We start from the raw sequence: 23,920 nt of genomic DNA, 5'->3' as shown, positions 1-23,920 counted from the left end.
AGGCAGAACGGAGTGCTTGATGAGTTCATTGGCCACCGACCGCGTCAGCTCATGCGTCACCGACGACGATCCGGGCCAACCGTTCGCTCTCTCGCCCGGTCAGACGGCCCTGTGGTACGCGCAACGGATCCGGCCCGATATCCCCCTCACCATCGCCCACTACGTCGAACTCCACGGTGATCTCGACGTCGGCAGGCTGCTGTACGCGGTCGAGCGCTTCGGCGCCGAATCCCAGGTGGGCCATGTCCGCCTACTCGAGGTCGACGGCGTGCCGCATCAGCGGGTCGACCTGGCCTGGCGGCCGGGCTGGGCCCGGATCGACCTGCGCGGCGAGCCCGACCCGCGCGCGGCCGCGCTGCGCTGGATGAACGACCACGCCAGCACCCCGATCGACATGGAGCGCGAGCCGCTCACCATCAATGTCGTGTTGCGAATCGGTGACCAGGACTGGTTCTGGTACGAACGCGGACACCACATCGTGATCGACGGTTACGGTGCGATGAACGCGCTGACCCGCACGGCCGAGATCTACACCGCCGTCGGCGAACAGCGCGAACCGTCGGTCTCGCGCGCCGCCGCGCTGATCGACCTCTACGCCGACGAGTCCCGCTACCGCGAGTCCAGCCGCTGCACCGCCGACCGCGAGTACTGGACCGCGCAGCTCTCCGGCGTCGGCGAGCCGATGACCCTGTCCGCGGTGACCGCCACCGGCGACACCCACGATCCGGGCCGTCATCGCGCCACCGCGGTCCTCGACCCCGATCTCGACGGCCTGCTCACCGACGCGATCACCACGCACGGCTCGGCCAACTCGGCGCTCATCGTCGCGGCGCTGGCCGCCTACGTGCGCTCGGTCACCGGCGACTCCGATGTCGTACTGAGCCTTCCGGTCTCGGCCCGCACCACCGTCGCGCTGCGCCGGTCGGCGGGCGTGGTGTCGAACGTGGTGCCGCTGCGGGTGCGCTTCGACGAGCACACCACCGTCGCCGACGTCGTGCGCCAGACCGAGCTGCAGATCACCGGCGCGCTGCGGCACCAGCGCTACCGCTCCGACGACATCCGCCGCGACTGCGGCTACTCCCGCGACGCCCGTGGCTTCTTCGGGCCGATGGTCAACATCATGCTGTTCCACGACGAGCTGAAGTTCGGCGACATCGCGGGCCAGCTGCACGTGCTCGCGACCGGCCCGGTCGAAGACCTCTCGATCAACATCTACAACGGTGACGGCGGCCGCATCCAGCTCGACTTCGAAGCCAACCCCAAGCTCTACGGTGAGGCCGAGGTGGCCGCCCACCACGGTCGCTACCTGGACTTCCTCGCCCGCTTCCTGGCCGCCGAGCCCGGCACCCCCACCCGCGCGCTGACCGCGATCACCGCCGACGAGCAGGCGAAGGTGCTGCGGGAGTGGAACGCCACCGAGATGCCGGTGCCGACCGCCACGTTGGTGTCGCTGTTCACCGACCAGGCGCAGCGCAGCCCGCACGCCGTCGCCCTCGAATTCGGTGACCGCGCCGTCGGTTACGCCGAACTCGGCGACCGGGTGAACCAGCTGGCCCGTGAGCTCATCGCGCGCGGGGCGGGGCCGGAGACCACGGTCGGGGTGTGCCTGCACCGCAGCATCGAGATGGTCGTCGGCATGTACGCGGTGCTCGCCACCGGCGCCGCCTATCTGCCGCTGGACCCGGAGCACCCGGCCGACCGCATCGACGCCGTGGTGACGCAGGCCAGGCCGGTGTGTGTGCTCACCGCCGCGCGCGACATGGTGCGGCTGCCCGAGGGCACGGCGCGGGTGGATCTGGACACCCTCGACGTCACCGGGCACCCGGTCGCGCCGATCACCGACGCCGATCGGCGCGCACCGCTGCGCCCCGAGCACCTCGCCTACGTCATCTTCACCTCCGGCTCGACCGGCAAGCCCAAGGGCGTCGGGGTGACGCACGCGGCGATCGTCAACCGGCTGCGCTGGATGCAGGCCGAATACCCGCTCGACCACACCGACGCCGTCCTGCAGAAGACGCCGGCCACCTTCGACGTGTCGGTGTGGGAGTTCTTCTGGCCGTTGCAGGTCGGTGCCCGCCTGGTGGTCGCCGCGCCGGACGGTCACCGGGATCCGGCCTACCTGGCCCGGATCATCACCGAGAAATCCATCACCACAGCGCATTTCGTGCCCTCGATGCTGTCGCTGTTCGTCACCGACCCGCGCGTGGCCGGCGGTGCCGGGCTGCGCCGGGTGTTCTGCAGTGGGGAGGCGCTGCCGGGCGCCACCGTCGCCGACTTCCACGCCGCGCTGCACGGCCCCACCGGCGGTCCCGAGCTGCACAACCTGTACGGGCCCACCGAGGCCGCGGTCGACGTCACCTACTGGCCGTGCCCGGCCGAGGCGACGACGGTGCCGATCGGCTCGCCGGTCTGGAACACCCAGACCTACGTGCTCGACCCGCAGCTGCGGCCGGTCCCGCCCGGGGTCGTCGGCGAACTGTATCTGGCGGGGACGCAGCTGGCGCGCGGCTACCTCGGCCGCCCCGATCTGTCCGCCGACCGGTTCGTCGCCAATCCGTTCACCCCCGGTCAGCGCATGTACCGCACCGGTGACCTGGCCCGCTGGCAGCTCGACCGGCCGGTCCTGGAATACCTGGGGCGCACCGACTTCCAGGTCAAGATCCGCGGCCTGCGCATCGAACTCGGCGAGATCGAATCGGCACTGCTCGCCCAGGACCACATCGCGCGCGCGGTCTGCGTGGCGCGGGCCGGGCGAACCGGCGACGACGAACTGGTCGCCTACGTGGTGGCCACACCGGGCAGCGCGGCGCCCGAGCCCGCCGTGCTGCTGTCGGGGCTGCGCCGCGGCCTGCCCTCCTACATGGTGCCCTCGGCGCTGGTCGTGCTCGACGAACTGCCGTTGAGCGCCAACGGCAAGGTCGACCGCAAGGCGCTGCCCGAGCCGACCGTCGGCGTGCGGGTCACCACCGGCGCCGCCGCACCGCAGACCGAGCTGGAATGCGCCCTCGCCGAGATCTTCACCGAGGTGCTCGCCCTCGACGGCACCGCGATCGGTGTCGAGGACAGCTTCTTCGACCTCGGCGGCAATTCGCTGGTCGCCGCCCGCGCGGTCGCCCGGATCAACACCACCCTCGACGCGAACCTCACCATCCGGGAACTGTTCGAGGCGTCGACCATCGCGGCCCTGGCCGGGTACATCAGCACCCACAAGCCCGAAACCTCCACGCCCAAGCTGGTTCCCGCGGTCCGGCCCGAGCGGGTGCCGCTCTCGCTGGCTCAGCAGCGACTGTGGATCCTCAACCGGTTCGCCGAGCACGCCGCCGCCTACAACATGCCGCTCGCGCTGCGGCTCACCGGGCACCTCGACCTCGACGCGCTGCGGGCGGGCCTGCGGGACGTGCTCGATCGGCACGAGAGCCTGCGGACCAGTTTCCCGGAGGGGCCGGACGGCGCCTACCAGCTGATCCATCCCGCGGCCGCGGTGGAACCGGACCTGGCGCCGGTCGACGTCATCGCCGCCGACCTCACCGCCCTCGTCGCCGAGGAGACCGCGCGCGGCTTCGATCTGCGCACCGAGACGCCGCTGCGGGTCGCGCTGTACCGGGTCGGCGCCGACGACCACGTCCTGCTGGTCGTGCTGCACCACATCAGCGGTGACGGCTGGTCGATCGCCCCGCTGGCCAGGGACCTGATGTCGGCCGTGGCCGCGCGGGCCGAGGGCCTCGCGCCGCAGTGGACCCCACTGCCCGTGCAGTACGCCGACTTCGCGCTGTGGCAGCGCGAACTGCTCGGCGACGAGACCGATCCCGAGGCGCCGCTGGGCAAGCAGCTCGGCCACTGGCGCGACGCGCTGGCGGGCCTGCCCGATCAGCTCGATCTGCCGCTGGACCGGCCGCGTCCGCTGCGCCGGGGCACCGGCGGCGACACGGTGGGCTTCACCATCGACGCCGCGATGCGCCGGGCGGTCGCCGAACTCGCGCACAGCCACGGCGTCAGCATGTTCATGGTGCTGCACGCGGTCCTGGCGACCCTGCTGGCCCGGATCTGCGCGAGCAACGACATCACCATCGGCACGCCCATCGCGGGCCGCTCCGATCCGGCGCTCGACGAGCTGGTCGGCATGTTCGTCAACACGCTGGTGCTGCGCACCGAGGTCGACCTGGGCGCCGGTTTCGACCGGATGCTCGACCAGGTCCGCGAGACCGACCTCGACGCCTTCGCCAACCCCGACGTGCCCTTCGAGCGGCTGGTCGACCTCGTCAATCCGGAACGCTCGACCGCCCGGCACCCGCTGTTCCAGGTCATGCTGTCCTATGACCGCACGCCGGAACTGCGCGTCGAACTGCCCGGCGTCAGTGCCGAACTCGTGCCGGTGGAGGCCGGGGTCGCCAAGTTCGATCTGCAGCTCGAGGTACGCGACAACCACGACGACGGTCCGCTGGACGCCGAATTCGGTTTCGCCACCGATGTCTTCGATCGCGCGACGGTCGAGGCCATCGCCCGCCGGTTCACCACCCTGCTGGCGACCGTGGTGGCCGACCCGACGCGCCCGATCGGCGATCTCGATCTGCTGGAACGTCGCGAGATCGCGCGGCTGGTGCCGGTGGCGGGCGCGCCGGCCGAGCCCGCGGGCACCCTGGCCCGGCTGCTCGGCGAGACCGCGCAGCGGCTGGCCGACGCCGTCGCCGTGCGCTACCTCGGCTTCGACACCACCTACCGCGAACTCGACGAGCGCTCGAACCGGTTGGCGCGCAGCCTGATCGCGCACGGTGCGGGGCCGGAGTCGGTGGTCGCGGTCGCGCTGCCGCGCAGCCTGGAATCGATCGTCGCCATCTGGGCGGTGGCCAAGTCCGGCGCCGCGTACGTGCCCGTCGATCCGGCCTACCCGGCCGAGCGGATCGCGCACATGATCGGCGACTCCGGCGCCGTGCTCGGGCTCACCCTGCCCGAGCATCTCGCCGGGCTGCCCACCACCACGGGCAAGCACCGGAAGGCGCCGGAGTGGCTGGTCTTCGGCACGGCCGACTTCGAGGCCGACTGCGCGCGCCGCTCGGCCACCCCGCTCACCGACGCCGACCGCAGGCATCCGATGCGCGCCGGTCAGCCCGCGTACCTGATCTACACCTCCGGGTCGACGGGCACGCCCAAGGCCGTCGTCGTCACCCACGCCGGTATCGCCTCGCTCGCCAGCGAGCAGACGCAGCTGTTCAAGGTGACCGACGCGGCGCGGACCATGCACTTCTCCTCGCCCAGCTTCGACGCCTCGGTGCTCGAGCTGCTGCTCGGCTTCGCCGCGGGGGCGACCATCGTCGTCGCGCCCGCCGACCTGTACGGCGGCGCGGAACTGGCGGGTTTCCTGCGCTCGGAGCGGATCACCCACGCGTTCATCACCCCCGCCGCGCTGGCCACGGTGCCCGCGGGCGACTTCCCCGACCTGGGCACGGTCATCGTCGGTGGCGAGGCCTGCTCGGACGAGCTGGTGCAGCGCTGGGCGAGCGACTACCGGATGCACAACATGTACGGCCCCTCGGAGGCGACCGTGGCGGTCACCGCGAGCGCGGCGATGGTGGCGGGGGAGCCGGTGCCGCTGGGCGCGCCGGTGCGCGGCATGCGGTTGTTCGTCCTCGACGGCCGCCTGCACCCGGTCCCGCCGGGGACGCCCGGTGAGCTCTACGTGTCCGGACCCGGTGTCGCGCGCGGCTATCTGGGCAAGCTCGGGCTGACCGCGCAGCGGTTCGTCGCCAACCCGCACGGCCGGGTCGGCGAACGCATGTACCGCACCGGCGATCTCGTCGTCTCCGACGCCGCCGGGCGGTTGCGCTTCCTCGGCCGCGCCGACGATCAGATCAAGATCCGCGGCTTCCGCATCGAACTGCGCGAGATCGACCACGTCCTGCGGGAACACCCGGGGGTGCGCTCGGCGCTGACCGTCGTGCACGTCGACGAGCAGGGCCAGCAGCGGCTCGCGTCCTACGTCACCGCCGACCGCCCGGTCGACCCGGCCGCGGTGCTCGACACCGCGCGCGGCAGACTGCCCGGCTACATGGTGCCCGCGGCACTGGCCGTGCTGGACCGGATGCCGGTGACCCCGGCGGGCAAACTCGACCGAAAGGCGCTGCCCGCACCGGAGTTCGCCGTCGCCACCGGGTCGCGCGCCCCGCGCACGCACCTGGAGATGCGGGTCGCCGCGGTGTTCACCGAGATCCTCGGCCGGCCGGTGCCGGGCGCCGAGGACAGCTTCTTCGAGATCGGCGGCAACTCGCTGCTGGCCACCCGGCTCGCGGCGGCCGTGCACGCGGATTTCAGTGTGGACCTGCCGGTCCGGCAGATCTTCGAGGCGCCGACCGTGGCGGGCATCGCCCGGCTGATCACGGAAGCGCCCCGGACGCAGCGGGTGGCGCTGGCGGTACACACCCCACGTCCGGGACGCATACCACTGTCGCTGCCGCAGCAGCGGCTGTGGTTCCTCAACAGATTGTCCCCCGAATCCAGCGCCTACAACATCGCATTCGTCTTGCGAATCGGCGGAGATCTGAACATCGGCGCTTTGCGATCCGCACTCACCGATCTGGTGGAGCGCCACGAGGTGCTGCGCACGATCTTCCCGGAGGACCTGTCCGGCGCCCAGCAGATCGTGCTGCCGGTCGTCGCGGCGGCGCCCGCGATCGAGGCCGTCGACACCGCTGCCGACCGGGCGCTCGAGGAGCTGACCGCGCTGGCGCGCCAGGGATTCGACCTGACGAGCCAGCCGCCGCTGCGCGCGCGGCTGCTGCGGGTCGGGCCGCAGGAGCACCTGCTCGGCGTCGTCGTGCACCACATCGCCGCCGACGGCTGGTCGCTCGGCCCGCTCACCCGGGACCTGGCGCTGTCGTATGTGGCCCGTGCGGGAGGCACCGAGGCGGTGCGCGCGCCGCTTCCGGTGCAGTACGCCGACTTCAGCCTGTGGCAGCGCGCGGTGCTCGGCGCCGAGGACGACCCGGACAGCATCGCCGCCACCCAGCTCGCGCACTGGCGGACGGTACTGGCCGAGCTGCCCGACGAACTGCCGCTGCCATTCGACCGGCCGCGTCCGGCCGAACCCACCGGGGTGGCGGGCAGCGTGCGGTGCGAGATCTCGCCGCCGCTGCAGCAGGCCATGCGGGAGCTGGCGGCCGAGGCGGGCGTCAGCCTGTTCATGGTGGTCCGCTCCGCGCTGGCGGTGCTGCTGCGCAGCGTCACCGGTGGCCGCGACATCCCGATCGGCACCCCGGTGGCGGGCCGCACCGACGTCCAGCTCGACGAGCTGGTCGGCATGTTCGTCAACACCCTGGTCCTGCGCTCCGACGTGGACCCGGGCCGCAGCTTCGTCGACCTGCTGCACGCCGACCGCGACGACGAACTGGCCGCGATCGCCAACTCCGACCTGCCGTTCGAACGCGTCGTCGACGCGCTCGGCCGCGACAGCAGGGCGAGCAACCGGCACCCGCTGTTCCAGGTCGCGCTGAGCATGCAGGACGACCGCACGCCCGAACTGGACCTGCCCGGCCTGCGGCTGGCCGCCGAGGAACTCGACATCGCCCGCGCCAAGTTCGATCTGGAACTGCGGGTGACGCCCGGCGACGGCGAGACCCGCTGGTACGACTTCGTCTACGCCGCCGAGATGTTCGACGCCGCGACGGTGGAGACCATGGCGACCCGGTTCGTCGAGATCCTCACCCAGGTGACGGCCGATCCGCGACAGCTGGTCTGCGAGGTCGACGCCCTCACGGTGCCCGAACGCCGCGCCCTGGTGCCTGCGCAGGGGCCGGCCCCGGTGACCCCGGTCGTGCTGGCCGACATCATCGAACGCGCGGCCACCACCTTCGCGCATCGCCCGGCGCTGCGCTGGTTCGCCGACGGCAGTGTCGCGGGCGCGGTGGGGGAGCTGGACTACGACGAGGTCGGTTTCCGGGCGCACCGGCTCGGGCGCGCGTTGATCGCCCGCGGGATCGGCACCGGTGACCGCGTCGCGGTCGGCCTGACCCGCGGATTGGACTGCGCGCTGGCCATTTTCGGCGTCGCGGCCAGCGGCGCGGCGTTCGTTCCGGTCGACCCGCGTTACCCGGCCGACCGGGTGCGGCACATGCTCACCGACTCCGGCGCGAGCGCGGTCATCACCACCACCGCCGACGCCGAGTCCCTGCGCGAGGCGGCCGGATCGCTCGACACCCAGTGGCTGCTGGTGGACGACGAGGAACTGCAGGCCGAACTGGCGGGCTACGACAGCGTGCCGATCACCGACCCCGAGCGGGTCCGCCCGGTGCGCCCGGCCGACCTGGCCTACCAGATCTACACCTCGGGCTCGACGGGCCTGCCCAAGGGCGTGACCGTCACCCACAGCGGTCTGGTGAGCCTGGCGGTGGACCTGCAGGAACGGATGGGCCTGGACCGGTTCGCCCGCACGTTCTTCTTCTCCACGCCGAGTTTCGACGTCTCCGTGCTCGACATGCTGCTGGCGGTCTGGTCCGGCGCCGAGATGGTGATCGGCCCGATCGACATCTACGGTGGCGACGAGCTCGGCGCGCTGCTCGAGCGCGAGGACATCACGCACACCTTCCTCACGCCCGCGGTGCTCGCCTCGATCGACGCGACCCGCTGGCCGCTGCCGCGGCTGCGCGGGCTCATGGCCGGTGGCGAGGCGGTGCCGCCGGACCTGGTGGAGAACTGGGCGCCGGGGCGGCGGTTCGTGAACGCCTACGGGCCCACCGAATTCACCGTCATCGCGGCGATGTCGCACCTGCGCGTCGGCGTTCCGGTGACCATCGGCACGCCGGTGCGTGGCGCGCAGGTCCTGGTGCTGGACGAGCGGTTGCGCCCGGTCGCCACCGGCGTGCCCGGCGAGCTGTACCTCGGCGGCGCGGGCATCGCGCGGGGGTATCACGAGCGATTCGGCCTCACCGCCGGGCGCTTCGTCGCGGACCCGGCCGGGCCCGCGGGCAGCCGGATGTACCGCACCGGTGACGTCGTGCGCTGGACCGCCGACGGCGAACTGGACTACCTCGGCCGCAGCGACCACCAGGTCAAGGTGCGTGGCTTCCGGATCGAGCTCGGCGAGATCAGCGCCGTGCTCGGCAGCCACCCCGAGGTCCGCTTCGCGCACACCGAGGTCAGGCGGATCGCCGGCGACGACCGCATCGTCGCCTGGGTGCAGCTCGCCGAGGGCACCGACCCGGCCGAGCTGGCTCGCGTCCGCAACCACGCGGCGGCCCGGCTGGCCGGGCACATGGTGCCCGCGTCGCTGACCCTGCTCGACCGCGTGCCGCTCACCCCGGTCGGCAAGCTGGACCGGGGCGCGCTGCCGGAACCGGAGTTCACCGCCACCGCGGGCCGCGCGCCGCAGACCGCGTCCGAGCGGCTCGTCGCGCGGGTCTTCCACGAGCTGGTCGGCGGCACCGAGGTCTCCGCCACCGACAGCTTCTTCGACATCGGCGGCAACTCGCTGCTGGCCACCCAGCTGGTGGCGCGGCTGGCCGCGGCCAGCAATGTGCGGCTGGAGGTGCGGACCGTGTTCGCCGCGCCGACCGTCGAGGAGCTGGCCGCGCTCATCGAGTCCGGGCCGTCCGGCGACGAAGGCCGCCCCGACCTGGTGAAACAGGAACGCCCGGAGCGGATTCCGCTGTCCGCTGCCCAGCGCAGGCTGTGGTTCCTGAACCGGTTCAACGCGGGTACCGAGGGCGAGAGCCAGTCGGCGGGCGCCTACAACATCCCGGTCGTGCTGCGCCTGCACGGCCCGATCGACCTGGACGCGCTGATCGCGTCCTTGCACACGGTGCAACGTCGGCACGAGACGCTGCGCACGGTGTTCCCGGAGAGCGCGGGCGAGCCCGAGCAGCTCGTGCTCGATCCGGAGGTCGCCGCCGTCACCCTGTTCCACGCGACGGCGACTCCCGACGAGGTGGGCGCCGCGGTGACCCGCTTCGTCACGCCGGGCTTCGACCTGTCGTCCTCGGTGCCGATGCGGGCCGCGCTGATCACCGTCGACCACTCCGGTCTGCCGGTACCCACCCAGGCCAAGCTGGCCGTCGCGGGGTCGAAGGAGCATGTGCTGGTGCTCGTCGTGCACCACATCGCGATGGACGGCTGGTCGCTGGAACCGCTGGCCGGGGAGGTGGCCGCCGCCTACCGCGGCATCCGCGAGGGCGCGCCGTTCGGTGACCTGATCCCGGAGATCCAGTACACCGACTACACGCTGTGGCAGCAGGAACTCCTCGGCACCGAGGACGACCCCGACTCGCTGATCAGCAAGCAGCTCGCCCACTGGCGCGGCGCGCTCGACGGCCTGCCCGAACTGCTCACCGTCCCGGCCGACCGGTCCCGCCCGCCGGTGCCCTCCTACCGGGGCGGCACCGTCGACTGCGAGGTCGACGCGGCCACCCACCGGGCGCTGCGCAGCATCGCCACCGCCAACAACGTCAGCATGTTCATGGTGCTGCACGCGGCGCTGGCCGTGCTGCTGCACCGGGTCACCGGCGACGACGACATCGCCGTCGGCACCGCGACGGCGGGCCGCGGGCACCCGGCCCTGGACGCGATGATCGGCATGTTCGTCAACACCCTGGTGCTGCGCACCGAGGTGACCGACGATCGGGCGTTCGTCGACCTGCTGCGTTCGGTGCGCGACCGGGACCTCGACGCGTTCGCCAACGCCGACATGCCGTTCGAGCGGCTCGTCGAGGTGCTCAATCCGGCCCGCTCGCAGGCCCATCACCCGCTGTTCCAGGTGATGCTGTCGGTGCGCAACACCCCGGTGCGGATGCTGGAACTGCCCGGACTGCGGATCGAGGCGGTCGACGCCGACGCCGGCATCGCCAAGTTCGACCTGCAGTTCACCTTCACTGAGACCGAGACCGCCGAGCGCGTCGGCGACGGTGTCACGCTGGCGGTGAACTACGCGGCGGATCTGTTCGACGAGGTCACCGCGCGCAGGCTGGGCGACCGGCTGGTGCGGCTGCTCACCGCCGTCGCCGCCGACCCGCACACGGCCGTGGGCGATCTCGCGCTGCTCGACGCCGTGGAGTGGACCGCGCTCGCGCCGGTGCACGGCACCCGCGCGGACACCCCGGTCAGCTTCGCCGCGGTGTTCGGTGCCGCCGTCGCCCGGTCCAGGGACGCGGTGGCGCTGTGCGCGGGCGACACCGTCGTCACCTACGACGCGCTCGACCGCTGGACCAACCGGCTCGCCCGGGTCCTCATCGGTCAGGGCATCGGCCCGGAAAGCCTGGTGGCCCTGGGCATCCCGCGCTCGGTGGAGTCGGTGGCGACGATGCTCGCGGTCGCCAAGGCCGGTGCGGCGTTCGTGCCGGTCGACCCGAACTATCCGGCGCAGCGGATCAGCCACATGCTCACCGACTCCGGTGCGGCCGTCGGCCTGACCCTGCTGGCGCATCGGGACCGGCTGCCCGGCGACTGCCGCTGGCTGGTGCTCGACGCTCCGCACACCCGCGCGACCGTGCTCGGCACCGACGACGCGCCGGTCACCGACGCCGACCGGATCCGGCCGCTGCGCGTGGCCAACCCGGCGTACGTGGTCTACACCTCCGGCTCCACCGGTACGCCGAAGGGCGTGGTGGTGACCCACGGCGGCATCTCGAACTTCGCCGCCGAGTGCGCCGACCGGTACGACGTGCGGCCCGGCAGCCGGGTCCTGCACTTCGCCACGCCGAGCTTCGACGGGTCGATGCTCGACATCCTGTTCGCGCTCGGCGGGGCGGCGACCCTGGTGATCGCCCCGCCCGGGATCGTCGGTGGCGAGGATCTGCGCCAGCTGTTCATCCGGGAGCGGATCACCCACGCGTTCATCACCACCGCCGCGATCGGCACCGTCGACCCGGCGGGCGTGCACTCGCTGGCACACGTGCTCGTCGGTGGCGAGGCGCTGCCGCCGGACCTGCTGGCCCGGTGGTCGCCGGGCCGCAACTTCTACAACGTGTACGGCCCGACGGAGACGACGATCGTCACCCTGATGCCGCAGCCGATGAGCCCGCGGGGGCCGATCACCATCGGCGGCCCGATCCGCGGCGTCAGCGCCACCGTGCTGGACCGGCGGCTGCATCCGACCCCGATCGGCGTCACCGGCGAACTGCAGCTGGCCGGCTCGGCGCTGGCCCGCGGCTACCACAACCGGCCGGGCCTGACCGCCCAGCGGTTCGTCGCCAATCCCTATGGCGCGCCGGGCGAACGGATGTACCGCACCGGCGACCTGGTGCGCTGGCGCGACGGCGCGAAGTCGGCGCTCGACGTCGAGTACGTCGGCCGCACCGACCACCAGGTGAAGGTGCGTGGTTTCCGGATCGAACTCGGCGAGATCGACGTCGCGTTCGGCAGGCACCCCGAGGTCGAGTTCGCGCTCACCATCGGGCACACCACCCCGGCGGGCGTCACCGCGCTCGTGTCGTACGTGAAGGCCAGGACCGGGACCGCGCCGACCGTGCGGGAACTGCTCGACCATGTCGGCGGGCACGTGCCGAACTACATGGTCCCGCAGTCGGTGATGCTGCTCGACGAGGTGCCGCTCAGCCCGGTCGGCAAGCTGGACCGGGCGCGGCTGCCCGAGCCGGTGTTCCTGGCGTCCGAGGGCTACCGCGCGCCGGTGACCCCGGCCGAGGTGGCGCTGTGCGCGGTGTTCGCCGAGGTCCTCGGGGTGGAGCGGGTCGGCGCCGACGACGGGTTCTTCGAACTCGGCGGCAACTCGCTGCTGGCCACCAAAGTCGTGGCGGCACTGCGTGAGCAGGGCTACGAGATGCCGGTGCAGCTGATGTTCGGCGACGCCACCCCGTCCGGCATCGCGGCCCGGCTCGACGGCGCCGACCCGGGCGCGGCGATGGCGGCGGCGGCCGGTCCGGTGCTGGCCATCCGGCCGTCCACCGGCCCGCACGACACCCCGCTGTTCTGCGTGCACCCCGCGATCGGCCTGGCCTGGTGCTACGCCGGACTGCTCGCCCACCTCGCGCCCCAGCGCCCGATGTACGGCCTGCAGGCGCCGCATGTGTCCGGCGAGGACCGGTTCACCTCGATCCCCGAGGCGGCCGGACACTATGTGGCACACATCAAGTCGATCCAGCCGCACGGTCCGTACCACCTGCTCGGCTGGTCGCTCGGCGGGCTGATCGCGCAGGAAGTGGCGGTGCAGCTGCAGGACGCGGGGGAGGACGTCGCGCTGCTGGCCATGATGGACAGCTACCAGCTCGGCGACCGCTGGCTCGACACCGCGATGCCGAGCGTGGCCGACGTCCTCGGCGAGTTCGGCGCCGACATCCTCGGTGGGGCAACGCTGCCCGCCGACATCGACCTGCACGACGCGGCGGAACTGCTGCGGGCACAGCCGGGCCCGTTCGCCGCGCTCTCGGTCGAGAATCTCGAACGGCTCTACACCGGGTACGCCGACGGCACGGTGATGGCGAACCGGTTCCGGCCCCGCACCTTCGACGGTGACCTGGTGTTCTTCACGGCGGCGGCGGACGAGATCAACGCCGCCGATCCGGCCAGGCGCGCCGAGGCGTGGCAGCCGTTCGTCACCGGCAACATCCACAACCACGACCTGCCCTGCAGGCATGCGGCGATGACCACGCCGGAATCGCTGGCGGCGATCGGCCCCGTGCTGCATCGCCACCTCGACGCGGTCCCGGAGATCACCGTGTGCGGCGGCGGCCAGAAGGAGATGCGTCCGTGAGTTTGGCGGTAGAAGTACGTGGCCTGGCCAAGAGTTACGGCAAGGTGCGCGTGCTGAAGGAGATCGATCTGGAGATCCCGGCGGGCACGGTCCTCGGCCTGCTGGGTCCCAACGGCGCGGGCAAGACGACCACCGTGCGGGTCGTCACCACGCTGTTGCGGCCCGACGCGGGCTCGATCCGGGTCGCCGGTGTCGACGTGCTGGCCGACCCGGCCACCGCGCGCACCAGGATCGGCCTGTCCGGGCAGTACGCGGCGGTCGACGCGAACCTGACCGGCTACGAGAACCTGCGGATGGTGGCGCGGCTGTACGGCATGTCGCGCAAGCAGGCCGTCGCGCGCGCCGAACAACTGCTCGCCGCGCTCGGCCTCGAATACGCCGCGGGCAGGCGGGCAGGCACCTATTCCGGTGGTATGGCGCGGCGGCTCGACCTGGCCGGCGCGCTCGTGGCCCGGCCGCCCGTTGTGGTGCTCGACGAACCCACCACCGGCCTTGACCCGCGCGGGCGCCTGGACATGTGGCAGGTGATCGGCGACCTCGTCGACGACGGCACCACCGTGCTGCTCACCACCCAGTACCTCGAGGAAGCCGACCTGCTCGCCGACCGGATCACGGTCATCGACAAGGGCACGGTCATCGCGCGTGGTTCGGCCGACGAACTGAAGACCTCCATCGGCGGTGACCGGCTCACTGTCACTCTGGCGCCGGGACAGAACCCGAGCCCCGCGGTCCAGGTGCTGCACCAGGTCGGGGTCGGCGAACCGATCCACGAGCCCGGCAGCGACGAGGTGTCGGTGGTGGTGGGCAACGGCTCGCGCACCATGGTCGAAGCGCTGCGCCGCCTCGACGACGCGGGCGTGTGCGTCGTCGACGCCGTCGTCGTGCGCCCGACCCTCGACGACGTGTTCCTCTCCCTCACCGGCACCCCGGCCGAGCCGGCCGCCGACATCGAAAACGACGACGTGCAAGAGGAGATTCTCTCGTGAGTGTGGCACCGGAGGTCGACGAGTACGAGACCCGCGACCTGCCGATTCAGACGAGTCCACCGCGTCCCGCCGCCCCCGGCGAGGCGCCGCCGCGGGCCCGGTTCATCCGGGACAGCGCGATCGTGGCGCACCGCAACCTGCTGACCATCCTGCGGGTGCCGACCCTGCTGGTCACCGCGACGATCCAGCCGCTGATGTTCGTGTTCCTGTTCGCCTACATCTTCGGCGCCTCGCTGGGCGGTGACCAGTATCGCGAGTTCCTGCTGGCGGGCATCTTCACCCAGACGGTCGCGTTCAACGCCGCGTTCACCACGGTCGGCCTGGCGGGCGACCTGCAGAAGGGCATCATCGACCGGATGCGGACGCTGCCGATGTCGCGGCTGGCGGTGCTGATGGGCCGCACGCTGTCCGACCTTGTGGTCAATGTGCTCAGCCTGGGCGTGATGGTGATCTGCGGCTACATCGTCGGCTGGCGCATCCACGGCAGTGTCGCCGACGCGGCGCTGGCCTTCGCCATCATCTTGCTGTTCGCGTTCGCGATGTCGTGGGTGGGCGCCCTGACCGGTCTGATCTCGCCGACCGTCGAGGTCGCGCAGAGCGCGGGCCTGATCTGGATGTTCCCGCTGTCGTTCATCTCCTCGGCGTTCATCTCCGCCGAGACCCTGCCGGGCCCGCTGCGCACCATCGCCGAGTGGAACCCGATCACCGCGGTCTCGGCGGCGGGCCGCGAGCTGTTCGACAACGACGCGCCGCCGTCGTTCGCTCCGGCCACCGGCTGGGCCGCCGACAACTGCATCCTCTACGCGATCATCTGCTCGGTGGTCATCCTGGCGATCGCGATGCCCGCGGCGCTACTCCAGTACCGCAAGGTGGCCAGTCACTGACCGGCCAGGGCAGAAGAACGGCGAAGGCCGCCTCCCGACGGGGAGGCGGCCTTCGCCGTATCGCACTGAGCGCTATCCGCGCCGGCGCGTCTTGAGCAGTTCGAGGCGCTCCTTGAGCAGCTCCTCGAGCTCCTCCTTGCTGCGACGCTCCAGCAGCATGTCCCAGTGGGTGCGCGGCGGCTTGACCTTCTTGGTCTCCACCGTGGTGCCCTCCATGAGCTGACCTTCCTGGCCGTTACGGCACAGCCAGGTCGGCGGGATCTCCGCGTCATCGGCGAACGGGACGTCGAATTCCTCACCGTTGTCGGTGCGGTAGCGGGCGATCCGGCGGGGGGCCAGGTCGTGGTCGCGGTCGGTCTCGTAGCTCACCGCTCCGAGCCGACTGCCTCGGAGTACGCGATCTGCCATGTGTGCTCCCTGTCTTTGGCGGCTGGCGCCGATCGTGGTCCTACCGTTAACGCACGGGACCTCTGAACTGTTCCATTGTAGTCGCAACGGTGAATCGGCCGGGTGGCCCCTGAGCGGGGACGGCGGGGTCCGTGCCCGCTGAGCGAGACCTGAGCCGCCCGATCGGGCCCCGGACCGATAGGGTTTCGCAGCATGTCGCGCAGTCGCCTGCTGTCCTGCCTGTGGTGCGGGCGGGAGATCGTGGATTCCGAGTCGGGGCGCCGTCGCCGCTATTGCCGCCAGTCGTGCCGTCAACGGGCGTACGAGCACCGCACCAGTCTCAAGGGAACCGGTATTCCGGAGGACGCCGTGGTGTTGTCCGCCCAGGAAGCCGCGGATCTGGCCGATCGCTGGTTCGCGGCCCGATGCGCCGCCGAGGACGTGGCGACGGCGGTGGCCGAGGGGGCCGAGCACGCGGAGCTGGCACAGCTCAGCGCCACCCTGTTGCAGCTGTCGCGGGAAGCCGAGCGGCTGCGCTGAAACCTCGTGCGGCCCACCGCACCTCGGGTGCGATGGGCCGGCCGGGCGAGCGCGGTCAGCGGGTTTCGACAGCGTCGCGGGCCCGCAGGTACACCGCCGTCACCCCGCCCGCGACGAGCAGCGCGAGTGCCGTCGCCGCGCCCGTGGTGGCGAGGTCGGGGCTGGTCAGCGGCTGACCGCGCAGTGCCTGCCAGAGCACGAGGGTGAGCAACCCGAAGTAGCCGAGCACCGCGACGCCGAGCAGTGCCGCGCGGACGGTCTCCTCGCGCAGCCACCGGTACCGAGGTGCCAGCGCGACCAGCACGACGGCCAACAGCAGTAGCACCTGGATGCCGTGCAGCCCGACGAAGTGCGGAATCCGCAGGTCACCGCCGGTGGTGCTCCAGTGGGTGAGGGGCATGGCGCCGACCCCGTCGCGGACCGCGTCACCGTGCGGGCCACCCGCGCGCACGGTGTGCCCGGCCATCAGCCCGACGACGGTGCCGTCGGACTGCCGCACCAGCTGCGGGCCGGTGAAGCCCATCAGATACCCGAGCATCATGCCCGCCACCGCCAGCCACAGTCCGGCCTTCAGCGCGATCCGGGTCGGCCGATCGGCCAGCTTCTGCCACGAGATGATCACGGCCAGGACGAGATTGGCGAGGAACAGGCCGGGCACCCCGGAGGCGAAGACCTGCTGGCCGATCTGGTTGACGGAATCCTCGGCGGTATTGAAATGGCTGAACGTGCCGCGCGCGGCCTGTAGCGCGATAAACCCCACGTCGGCGATCCCGGTGACGGCGAAGACGGTGCCCAGCCACCAGGTGGCCCGCCTGCCCCGATGTGGCAGCCGCAGGATCCAGGCCAGCGTCACGCCGTAGAGGGCGAAGGCGAGCCCGAACTTGGCGGGTTTGAGCCAGACCGACTCGCCGAGCAGCATCCGGTCGTCGACCAGCATGCCGACGACCGAGACCAGCACGAGCGCGCTCATCAGCGCGGAGTTCACCAGCAGCGGGCCGTGCCAGGGCGCGCGGTCGGTGCCGACCCCGCGTGCGGGCGCGGCGTGGAACCGGATGCGGGACAGGGTGTGGGAGAGATCGATCGTCGCCATGTCTCGACGGTAGAAATCCGGTGCGCCGCAACACCTCCCGCTGCGGAACGGTTCGCTACCCGTACCGGGGTAGGGGGAAGGCCCTACTCCGGTGCGGTCACCTGGGCGCCGATCAGATCCCCAGGCGCCAGATGACGGCGTCGACCGCGCGGGGGGAGACGGTCGCGACGGCCTGCAGGATCCGGGTGTAGCGGGGGTACAGCTCGATCGGCCGGGTGCGGATGGCGGTGCGGATCCAGTCCGCGGCCTGCTCGGCGGTCAGCGCCGCCGACTCGTCGTAGGCGCCGGTCGGGGCGATCATCTCGGTCCGCACCAGCGGGAAGCCGACGGTGGTGACGTGCACGCCGCGCGCCCTGGTCTCGGCGCCCAGGCTGCGCCCGAACGCGCCGAGCGCGGCCTTGGACGCGTGGTAGGCGGTGAACATCGGCATCGTGCCCGCGGCGACGCCCCAGGTGGCGACATTGACGACGTGCCCGTCGCCGGTCTCGAGCATCGAGGGCAGCAGGCCCATGGTGAGCCGGGCCGCGCCGAAGTAGTTCAGCGCCATGGTGCGTTCGTAGTCGTGGAACCGGTCGGTGGCGTCGCTCGCGCGGCGGCGGATCGAGCGGCCCGCGTTGTTCACCAGCACGTCGATCGTCCCGTAGTGCTCGAGCACGGTCTTGACCAGGTCGTCGGTGTCGCCGGGGTCGGACAGATCGCAGGTGATGCTGTCGGCCCGGCCACCGGCCGCGCGCACCGCGTCGCGGACCTCGAGCAGCGGTTCGGCGGTCCGGGCGACCAGGACGAGCCGCGCGCCGTCGCGGCCGAGCGCGAGCGCGGTGGCCCGGCCGACGCCGGAGGACGCGCCGGTCAGCAGGACGGTCTTGCCGGCGATCTCGTGCCGTTCGCCGAGCACGAGCCGCGCCAGGGTGCGCGGCAACGCGGGCGGGTTGAGCAGCAGTGACTGCGCGAGGCGGTCGAGCACGGTGACTCCTGGCGTCGAGGGGACGAATGAATTTACTATCTAGTAAATTACAAATCAGTCAATTGAGTGTCAACAGGAGTCGCCGCGATGGTTGGATGGGCCGGGTGAGCACAGCCGGAACCAAGGGTGTCCCGCGCCCCGAGCGTGAGCAGCAGATCCTCGACGCCGCCGTCGCCGAGATCGGGCGGGTCGGCTACGCGGGGCTCTCGCCCGCCGAGGTCGCGCAGCGGGCCGGGGTGTCCAAGCCGCTGGTCTACACCTATTTCCAGTCCAAGGACGGGCTCTACATCGCCTGTGTCGAGCGCGCGGCCACCGTCATCTACGACGCGATCGAAACCGCCATCACCGGGGCGAGTGGCCTGACCAAGGCCGAGCGGACCCTCGACGCGCTCTTCGTCGCACTCGCGCCGCGTCCGCACGACTGGACCGTCGTCTTCGACCGCTCGCACCCGGACGCGGGCCCGGCCGCCGACGCGGTGCGCGCGGCCCGCCGCCGGATCGCCGCCCAGGCCGCGCGCGGTGTCGCCGACGCGTTGAGCACGCTCGCGCTCACCGACCCCGACGACCTGTCGGCGTTCACCGACGTCTGGATGGGGTCGGTGACCTCGCTGGTGCTGTGGTGGTTGCGCCACCCCGAGCAGACGGCGGGCGAGATGAGTGCCCGCAGCCACCGCCTGATCGGGGCCCTGGTCAACGCGCCGCGCTGATCGCCCTCGGGTCCTCGGGCAGCAGCTCGGCCAGCAGCGGTGACCACTCGTAGCGCCGTTCTGGGAAGCAGCGGTCGAGCAGGTCCCGCATGATCGACGGCGCGATCGAGGCGCCGGGGGACGCGCCGAGCAGCCCGGCGACGGTGCCGTCGGCGCCGGTCACCAGTTCGGTGCCGAACTCCAGCACGCCGCCGCGCTCGGGGTCGGGCTTGACCAGTTGGGCGCGCTGCCCGGCCGACACGAGCTCCCAGTCGGCCGGGTCGGCGGTCGGATAGAAGCGCTGCAGCTGCCGGAACTTGCGGCGCGGCGACGCGAGGAGCTCGGTGACCAGGTACCGCACCAGATCCAGGTTCCGCAGGCCCGCGGCCACCAGCGGCACGATGTTGTGCGGCCGCAGCGTGGTGAACAGATCGGTAAGCCTGCCGTGCCGCAGCAAGCGGGTGCTGAAGGTGGCGTACGGGCCGAACAGCAGCGCGGCCGACCCGTCGACCTCGCGACGGTCCAGGTGGGGCACCGACATGGGCGGCGCGCCGAGCGCGGCCTGGCTGTAGACCTTCGCGGTGTGCTCGGCGACGACGTCGGGGTTCGTCGTCCGCAGGAACTGCGCCCCCAGCGGGAACACGCCGTATCCGCGCACCTCGGGCAGTCCCGCCCGTTGCAGCAGCCGCAGGGCGTAGCCGCCCGCGCCGACGAACACGAAGCGCGTGCGCACCCGAAAACGCCTGCCGCTGTCCAGGTCCCGGCCGCGCACGGTCCACAGGCCGTCCTTGTCGCGGGTGAGTCCGGTGATCTCGCGGTGCAGCCGGACCGCGTTGCCCGCCGCGGTCATCGTCGACAGCAGCGACCTGGTCAGCGCGCCGAAGTCGACATCGGTGCCCGCGCGGTGCCTGGTGGCGGCCATGGCCTCGCCGTCGGCCCGGCCGCGCACCAGCAGCGGTGCCCACTCGGCGATGACGGCGCGGTCCTCGGTGTACTCCATCGCGGCGAAGGCGGGCCACTCGCGCAGCGTCGCGTAGCGCTGCCGCAGGTAGCTGATGTCACGGTCGCCGAACACCACGGTGACGTGCGGTGTCGGGGTGGCGAAGGTCGCCGGGTCGAGTTCGCCACGGGCGGCCAGCGCCGCCCAGAACCGCAGGGTGAGCTGGAACTGCTCGGCGATCCCGGCCGCGCGATCGCCGTCGCGGGGATCGGGCATGTAGTTGAGTTCGCACAGGCCGGAGTGCCCGGTGCCCGCGTTGTTCCAGGGATGGCTGCTCTCGGCGGCCGGCTCGCCGAGCCGCTCGAACAGCGCGATCGACCAGTCCGGCGCGAGCGTGCTGAGCAGGGCGCCGAGCGTGGCCGACATGATGCCGCCGCCGATCAGTACCGCGTCGAGAATGTCGTCGCCGCCACCGGATTCGGGTCGGCGGGGTGTCGTCTCGGTCATCGTCGAAACCTCCCGTGAGCTGTGTACGGCTATCGTCACGCCGCGGGGAGTGATCCGTCCAATACGGAATCAATGGAGATACGATCCGGATATGGATGATTCAGGGGACGGGGGAGCGCAGGCGCTCGCGCCGCTGTTGGCCGCGTTCGACGCGGCGGCGAGCGACGGCCACATCACCAAGGCCGCGCAGCGTCTCGGCGTGCCGCAGTCCTCGGTGAGCCGCCGGATCAAGACGCTCGAGCAGACGCTCGGGGTGGCGCTGTTCCAGCCGGCCGGCCGCGGCGTGACGCTCACCCCGCAGGGCCGTGAGCTGTACGAACGCACGCGCGGCCTGGTGCGCTCGCTCGACGACGCGGTGCGCCGGGTGCGCGCCGACGCCGACCCCGACAGCGGGCTGGTCCGGTTCGGGTTCCCGCTCACCCTGGGCCCGGTGAGCATTCCCTCGCTGCTGGCCCAGTTCCACACCAGGGCGCCGCGAGTCCGGCTGCACCTGGTGCAGGCACACGGCGAGGCACTGGCCGATCAGGTGCGCGCGGGCGCGCTCGACCTGGCGGTGATGATCCCGCCGCCCGCCGACCTGCCGACGGTACCGCTGGGCAGGCAGCGCATCGTCCTGCACGTGGCCCGCACCCATCCGCTGGCCGGGCGCGCCCGCATCGATCTCACCGAGCTGGCCGACGCGGCGTTCATCGCCAATCCGCCCAGTTACCAGCTGCGCGCACTGCTCGACAGCTGGTGCGCCGCAGCGGGTTTCCTGCCGCGGGTGCTGTTCGAGATCACCGAGTTCGAGACGCTGCGAGAACTGGTCGCGCTCGGGCTCGGGGTGGCCTTGCTGCCCGCGGCCGAGATTCCGCACCCCGATCTGGCGGTCGTGCCGATCGATGGCGAACGCGACCGCGAGATCGGCCTGGTCTCGGGAGACCATGATCCGACACTCGCGGTCGCGCGGCTGCGGGATTTCCTGATCGCGCGCACGGCGCGACTCGGGTGGTAGAGCGGGTCAGTCCTGGGCGACACCGGCGTCGACGCCACGGGCGGCGAGCCACGGGTGCGGGTCGATCGGGGCGCCGTAGAGCGAGCCGTCCTGGACGTGCACCTCGTAGTGCAGGTGGGGGCCGGTCGACTGGCCACGGTTGCCGACGGTGGCGATGACGTCACCGGCGTTCACGTGCTGACCGGTCTGCACGAGGATCTCGTTGACGTGACCGTAGACGCCGATGGTGCCGTCGTCCTGCAGGACGCGGACCCACAGGCCGAAGCCGGAGGCGGGGCCGGTCTCGATGACGGTACCGTCGGTGACCGAGAAGACCGGCGCGCCGATCGGGTCACCGAAGTCGATGCCGTTGTGCGCGGCACCCCAGCGGGCGCCGAAGTACGAGGTCAGCCGGCCGTTGACCGGGCGCACGGTGTGCGGGCGCGGCGGCGGGGGCGGGGCGAGGGTCGGCAGCGGAGGCAGCGCGAGCGCGACGGCCTCGCGGTGCTCCTCCCACGGGATCGGGGCGGACGCGGGGGTCTCGCCCTGCGGGCCCTGGGCCTCGGCGGGGGTGTAGGCGGTGAAGCGGTACGGCGACTGGCCCGCGTGCACGCCTTCGGTGGCGCTGGCGGTGATACTGGTGTCGGAAACCGGGGTCTCGGGTCCGCCGAAGGCGGCGGCCGAGGTTCCCACGAGTGCGGACAAAGCCACCGCACCCGCGACAACGCCTCCCCAGCGGCCGGCGAGGGCGTCGGAGACTCGAGCGGATAACGGGTTGGTCACGAACATGTTTCGAACGTAGCGAAACCGTGATCTCGACGGCGACTGATGTGGCTGCGATCACGATGCGCTATAACGCCAGTTGATCTATAACGACACCATAACGAATGCGGAAATTCCGAGGGTCGACCGGGGGGAATCCCCAGGACGCAAGATCATTGCCGAACCACGGCTTCCCAGGGACACTGATTCAGTGGACGCTAACGGAGTTCGGGCTATCACCGCGCTCGCGGACCCCACCCGGCGCGTGATCTTCGAGGCGTTGCCGTCGGGGCCACGGTCGGTCGCCGACCTCGCCGCGGCCGCCGGAATCACCAGCTCGGCGGCCTCCCAGCACCTGCGCGTCCTGCGTGAAGCGCACCTGGTGAGCATGCGCCGCGATGGCAACCGGCACCTCTACTCCCTGGACCCGCGGGGTCTCAGCGACGCCCGCGACTACCTCGAGCAGTTCTGGCCCAGCGCGCTGGCCGCGCACGCCGCCGCCCTGCGTGCGGCTGCGGAGCCCGGTCAGCCCACCCGGCGGTAACGCAACCGGGTCGATTCCGCCCAGTCCTGCTTGTCTAGCTGCGCGTCGACCGCGGCGACCACCTCGGGCACGCCGATCCGCAGCAGCCCCGGGTCGGGGACCCGGCCCTCGGGGTCGCCCACCTGGCCCGCCCACAGCACCGCGTGCCTGCCGAGCAGGTGGGCGGGCGGTCCACCGCGACGCGGCGGGGTCGGGCCGAACAGCAGCACCGTGCGGGTGCCGAACGCGGTCGCCAGGTGCGCGACACCGGTGTCGCCGCTGATCACGAGGGCGGCCTCGGCGACCGTGGCCGCCAGATCGGTGAGGTTCTGCCTGCCCGCCAGCACGCGATCGTCGGGCAGCCCGGCCTGGACGGCGACCTGGACCGCGATCTCGCGTTCGAACGGGTCGCCGGTCAGGACGACGTCGCGGCCGAGCACCAGCAGATGCCGGACCACCGCCGCGAACCGTTCCGGCGGCCAGCGGCGCGCGGGCGCGCCGGCGCCGACATGCACGACGACACAGTCGCGGCGGCTGATCGAGGCCACCGGCGGCACCAGCCCGAGATTGCGGCGATCGGCCGCGATGCCCTCGGCTTCCAGCAGCAGGCACCACCGATCCACGACGTGGGCCTCCGGGTCCCAGCGGGGACCGGCGGGCTTTGGCGAGGCCGGGGACCGGTGACCGATGATCCGCGCGGCGCCGGTGTCGGCGAGCGCCCGCGCGCTGGCGCCGTCGGCGCCGTGCAGGTTCACCGCCAGCTCGGGCGCCGGCCCGTCCCAGATCAAGGCGGCCGGATCGGCGGTGGGCACCAGTTCGTCGACCGAGGAGATCAGGTCGACGATCCGCTCCAATCGATGCGGCGCCGCCAGCACGATCTTGCTGCGAGGTTCGGCCCGACGCAGAGCACGCAGAGCCGGGACCGCGGCGAGCACATCACCGAGGCCCCGAGCTTGCAGCACGAGTACAACCGACACCTTCTTGACCTACC

General features: G+C 71.9%; 13 protein-coding genes. 7 read left to right on the top strand and 6 right to left on the bottom strand.

The window, feature by feature from the left end:
• The first annotated feature begins 19 nt into the window (after window positions 1-19).
• The 3 genes from AB0H54_RS31135 (at window position 20) to AB0H54_RS31125 (ending at window position 15,557) form a co-directional block, all read left to right on the top strand.
• Window positions 20-13,687: an amino acid adenylation domain-containing protein gene (locus AB0H54_RS31135; protein WP_357350278.1), complete on the top strand. Its 13,668-nt coding sequence runs from the start codon at window positions 20-22 to the stop codon at window positions 13,685-13,687.
• Window positions 13,684-14,673 carry an ATP-binding cassette domain-containing protein gene (locus AB0H54_RS31130; RefSeq protein ID WP_355280254.1) on the top strand — a complete coding sequence of 330 codons (990 nt, stop codon included), beginning with the start codon at window positions 13,684-13,686 and terminating at the stop codon, window positions 14,671-14,673. The genes AB0H54_RS31135 and AB0H54_RS31130 overlap by 4 nt, the downstream gene beginning before the upstream one ends.
• 104 nt (window positions 14,674-14,777) lie before the next feature.
• Window positions 14,778-15,557 (top strand): ABC transporter permease, encoded by a 780-nt coding sequence (locus tag AB0H54_RS31125; RefSeq protein WP_355280438.1) that lies wholly within the window; start codon window positions 14,778-14,780, stop codon window positions 15,555-15,557.
• 72 nt (window positions 15,558-15,629) lie between these two features.
• Here the strand turns inward: AB0H54_RS31125 and AB0H54_RS31120 are convergent, their stop codons facing one another.
• Window positions 15,630-15,965, bottom strand: a complete 336-nt coding sequence (locus AB0H54_RS31120) for an RNA polymerase-binding protein RbpA (RefSeq protein WP_110040609.1) — start codon at window positions 15,963-15,965, stop codon at window positions 15,630-15,632.
• Window positions 15,966-16,157: 192 nt separating this feature from the next.
• On the opposite strand from AB0H54_RS31120, the gene AB0H54_RS31115 reads away from it, so the two are divergent.
• Window positions 16,158-16,484, top strand: coding sequence for a hypothetical protein (locus tag AB0H54_RS31115; RefSeq protein WP_355280256.1), 327 nt, complete (start codon window positions 16,158-16,160; stop codon window positions 16,482-16,484).
• A gap of 55 nt (window positions 16,485-16,539) precedes the next feature.
• Here the strand turns inward: AB0H54_RS31115 and AB0H54_RS31110 are convergent, their stop codons facing one another.
• Together AB0H54_RS31110 and AB0H54_RS31105 are read right to left on the bottom strand one after the other, a co-directional pair.
• A complete protein-coding gene (locus tag AB0H54_RS31110; RefSeq protein WP_357350275.1) occupies window positions 16,540-17,574 on the bottom strand; it encodes a hypothetical protein in 1,035 nt (344 codons plus the stop codon).
• Between the two features lie 112 nt (window positions 17,575-17,686).
• Window positions 17,687-18,538 carry an SDR family oxidoreductase gene (locus AB0H54_RS31105; RefSeq protein ID WP_357350273.1) on the bottom strand — a complete coding sequence of 284 codons (852 nt, stop codon included), beginning with the start codon at window positions 18,536-18,538 and terminating at the stop codon, window positions 17,687-17,689.
• Between the two features lie 104 nt (window positions 18,539-18,642).
• On the opposite strand from AB0H54_RS31105, the gene AB0H54_RS31100 reads away from it, so the two are divergent.
• Window positions 18,643-19,245: a TetR/AcrR family transcriptional regulator gene (locus AB0H54_RS31100; RefSeq protein ID WP_357350271.1), complete on the top strand. Its 603-nt coding sequence runs from the start codon at window positions 18,643-18,645 to the stop codon at window positions 19,243-19,245.
• On the opposite strand, the gene mqo is transcribed toward AB0H54_RS31100, so the two are convergent.
• Window positions 19,229-20,671: a malate dehydrogenase (quinone) gene (gene mqo, locus AB0H54_RS31095; protein ID WP_357350269.1), complete on the bottom strand. Its 1,443-nt coding sequence runs from the start codon at window positions 20,669-20,671 to the stop codon at window positions 19,229-19,231. The two genes, AB0H54_RS31100 and mqo, sit on opposite strands and share 17 nt — an antisense overlap.
• Window positions 20,672-20,762: 91 nt before the next feature.
• On the opposite strand from mqo, the gene AB0H54_RS31090 reads away from it, so the two are divergent.
• A complete protein-coding gene (locus AB0H54_RS31090; protein WP_357350267.1) occupies window positions 20,763-21,665 on the top strand; it encodes a LysR family transcriptional regulator in 903 nt (300 codons plus the stop codon).
• A 6-nt stretch (window positions 21,666-21,671) separates the two neighbouring features.
• Here AB0H54_RS31090 and AB0H54_RS31085 read toward each other — a convergent pair whose 3' ends face one another.
• Entirely contained in the window at window positions 21,672-22,349 is a 678-nt protein-coding gene (locus AB0H54_RS31085; RefSeq protein WP_355280267.1) for a M23 family metallopeptidase, read from the bottom strand.
• 268 nt (window positions 22,350-22,617) lie between these two features.
• Here AB0H54_RS31085 and AB0H54_RS31080 point away from each other — a divergent pair, with 268 nt between their 5' ends.
• Window positions 22,618-22,950 (top strand): metalloregulator ArsR/SmtB family transcription factor, encoded by a 333-nt coding sequence (locus AB0H54_RS31080; RefSeq protein ID WP_357350265.1) that lies wholly within the window; start codon window positions 22,618-22,620, stop codon window positions 22,948-22,950.
• On the opposite strand, the gene AB0H54_RS31075 is transcribed toward AB0H54_RS31080, so the two are convergent.
• On the bottom strand, window positions 22,932-23,906 hold the full coding sequence (locus AB0H54_RS31075; RefSeq protein ID WP_355280270.1) for a glycosyltransferase family 9 protein: 975 nt from the start codon (window positions 23,904-23,906) through the stop codon (window positions 22,932-22,934). The genes AB0H54_RS31080 and AB0H54_RS31075 overlap by 19 nt on opposite strands.
• Between the last annotated feature and the right edge of the window lie 14 nt (window positions 23,907-23,920).

Origin of the sequence: Nocardia sp. NPDC050718, assembly GCF_040654235.1 — a bacterium.
In the GTDB taxonomy this organism is placed as follows: domain Bacteria; phylum Actinomycetota; class Actinomycetes; order Mycobacteriales; family Mycobacteriaceae; genus Nocardia.
This window is presented reverse-complemented; position numbering and strand designations above follow the sequence as displayed.

Bases quoted from the DNA above. Each gene is read 5' to 3' on its own strand.
- AB0H54_RS31090 (WP_357350267.1), top strand. From the start codon at position 20,763: ATGGATGATTCAGGGGACGGGGGAGCGCAGGCGCTCGCGCCGCTGTTG.
- AB0H54_RS31120 (WP_110040609.1), bottom strand. From the start codon at position 15,965: ATGGCAGATCGCGTACTCCGAGGCAGTCGGCTCGGAGCGGTGAGCTAC.
- AB0H54_RS31110 (WP_357350275.1), bottom strand. From the start codon at position 17,574: ATGGCGACGATCGATCTCTCCCACACCCTGTCCCGCATCCGGTTCCAC.
- AB0H54_RS31135 (WP_357350278.1), top strand. From the start codon at position 20: ATGAGTTCATTGGCCACCGACCGCGTCAGCTCATGCGTCACCGACGAC.
- AB0H54_RS31115 (WP_355280256.1), top strand. From the start codon at position 16,158: ATGTCGCGCAGTCGCCTGCTGTCCTGCCTGTGGTGCGGGCGGGAGATC.
- mqo (WP_357350269.1), bottom strand. From the start codon at position 20,671: ATGACCGAGACGACACCCCGCCGACCCGAATCCGGTGGCGGCGACGAC.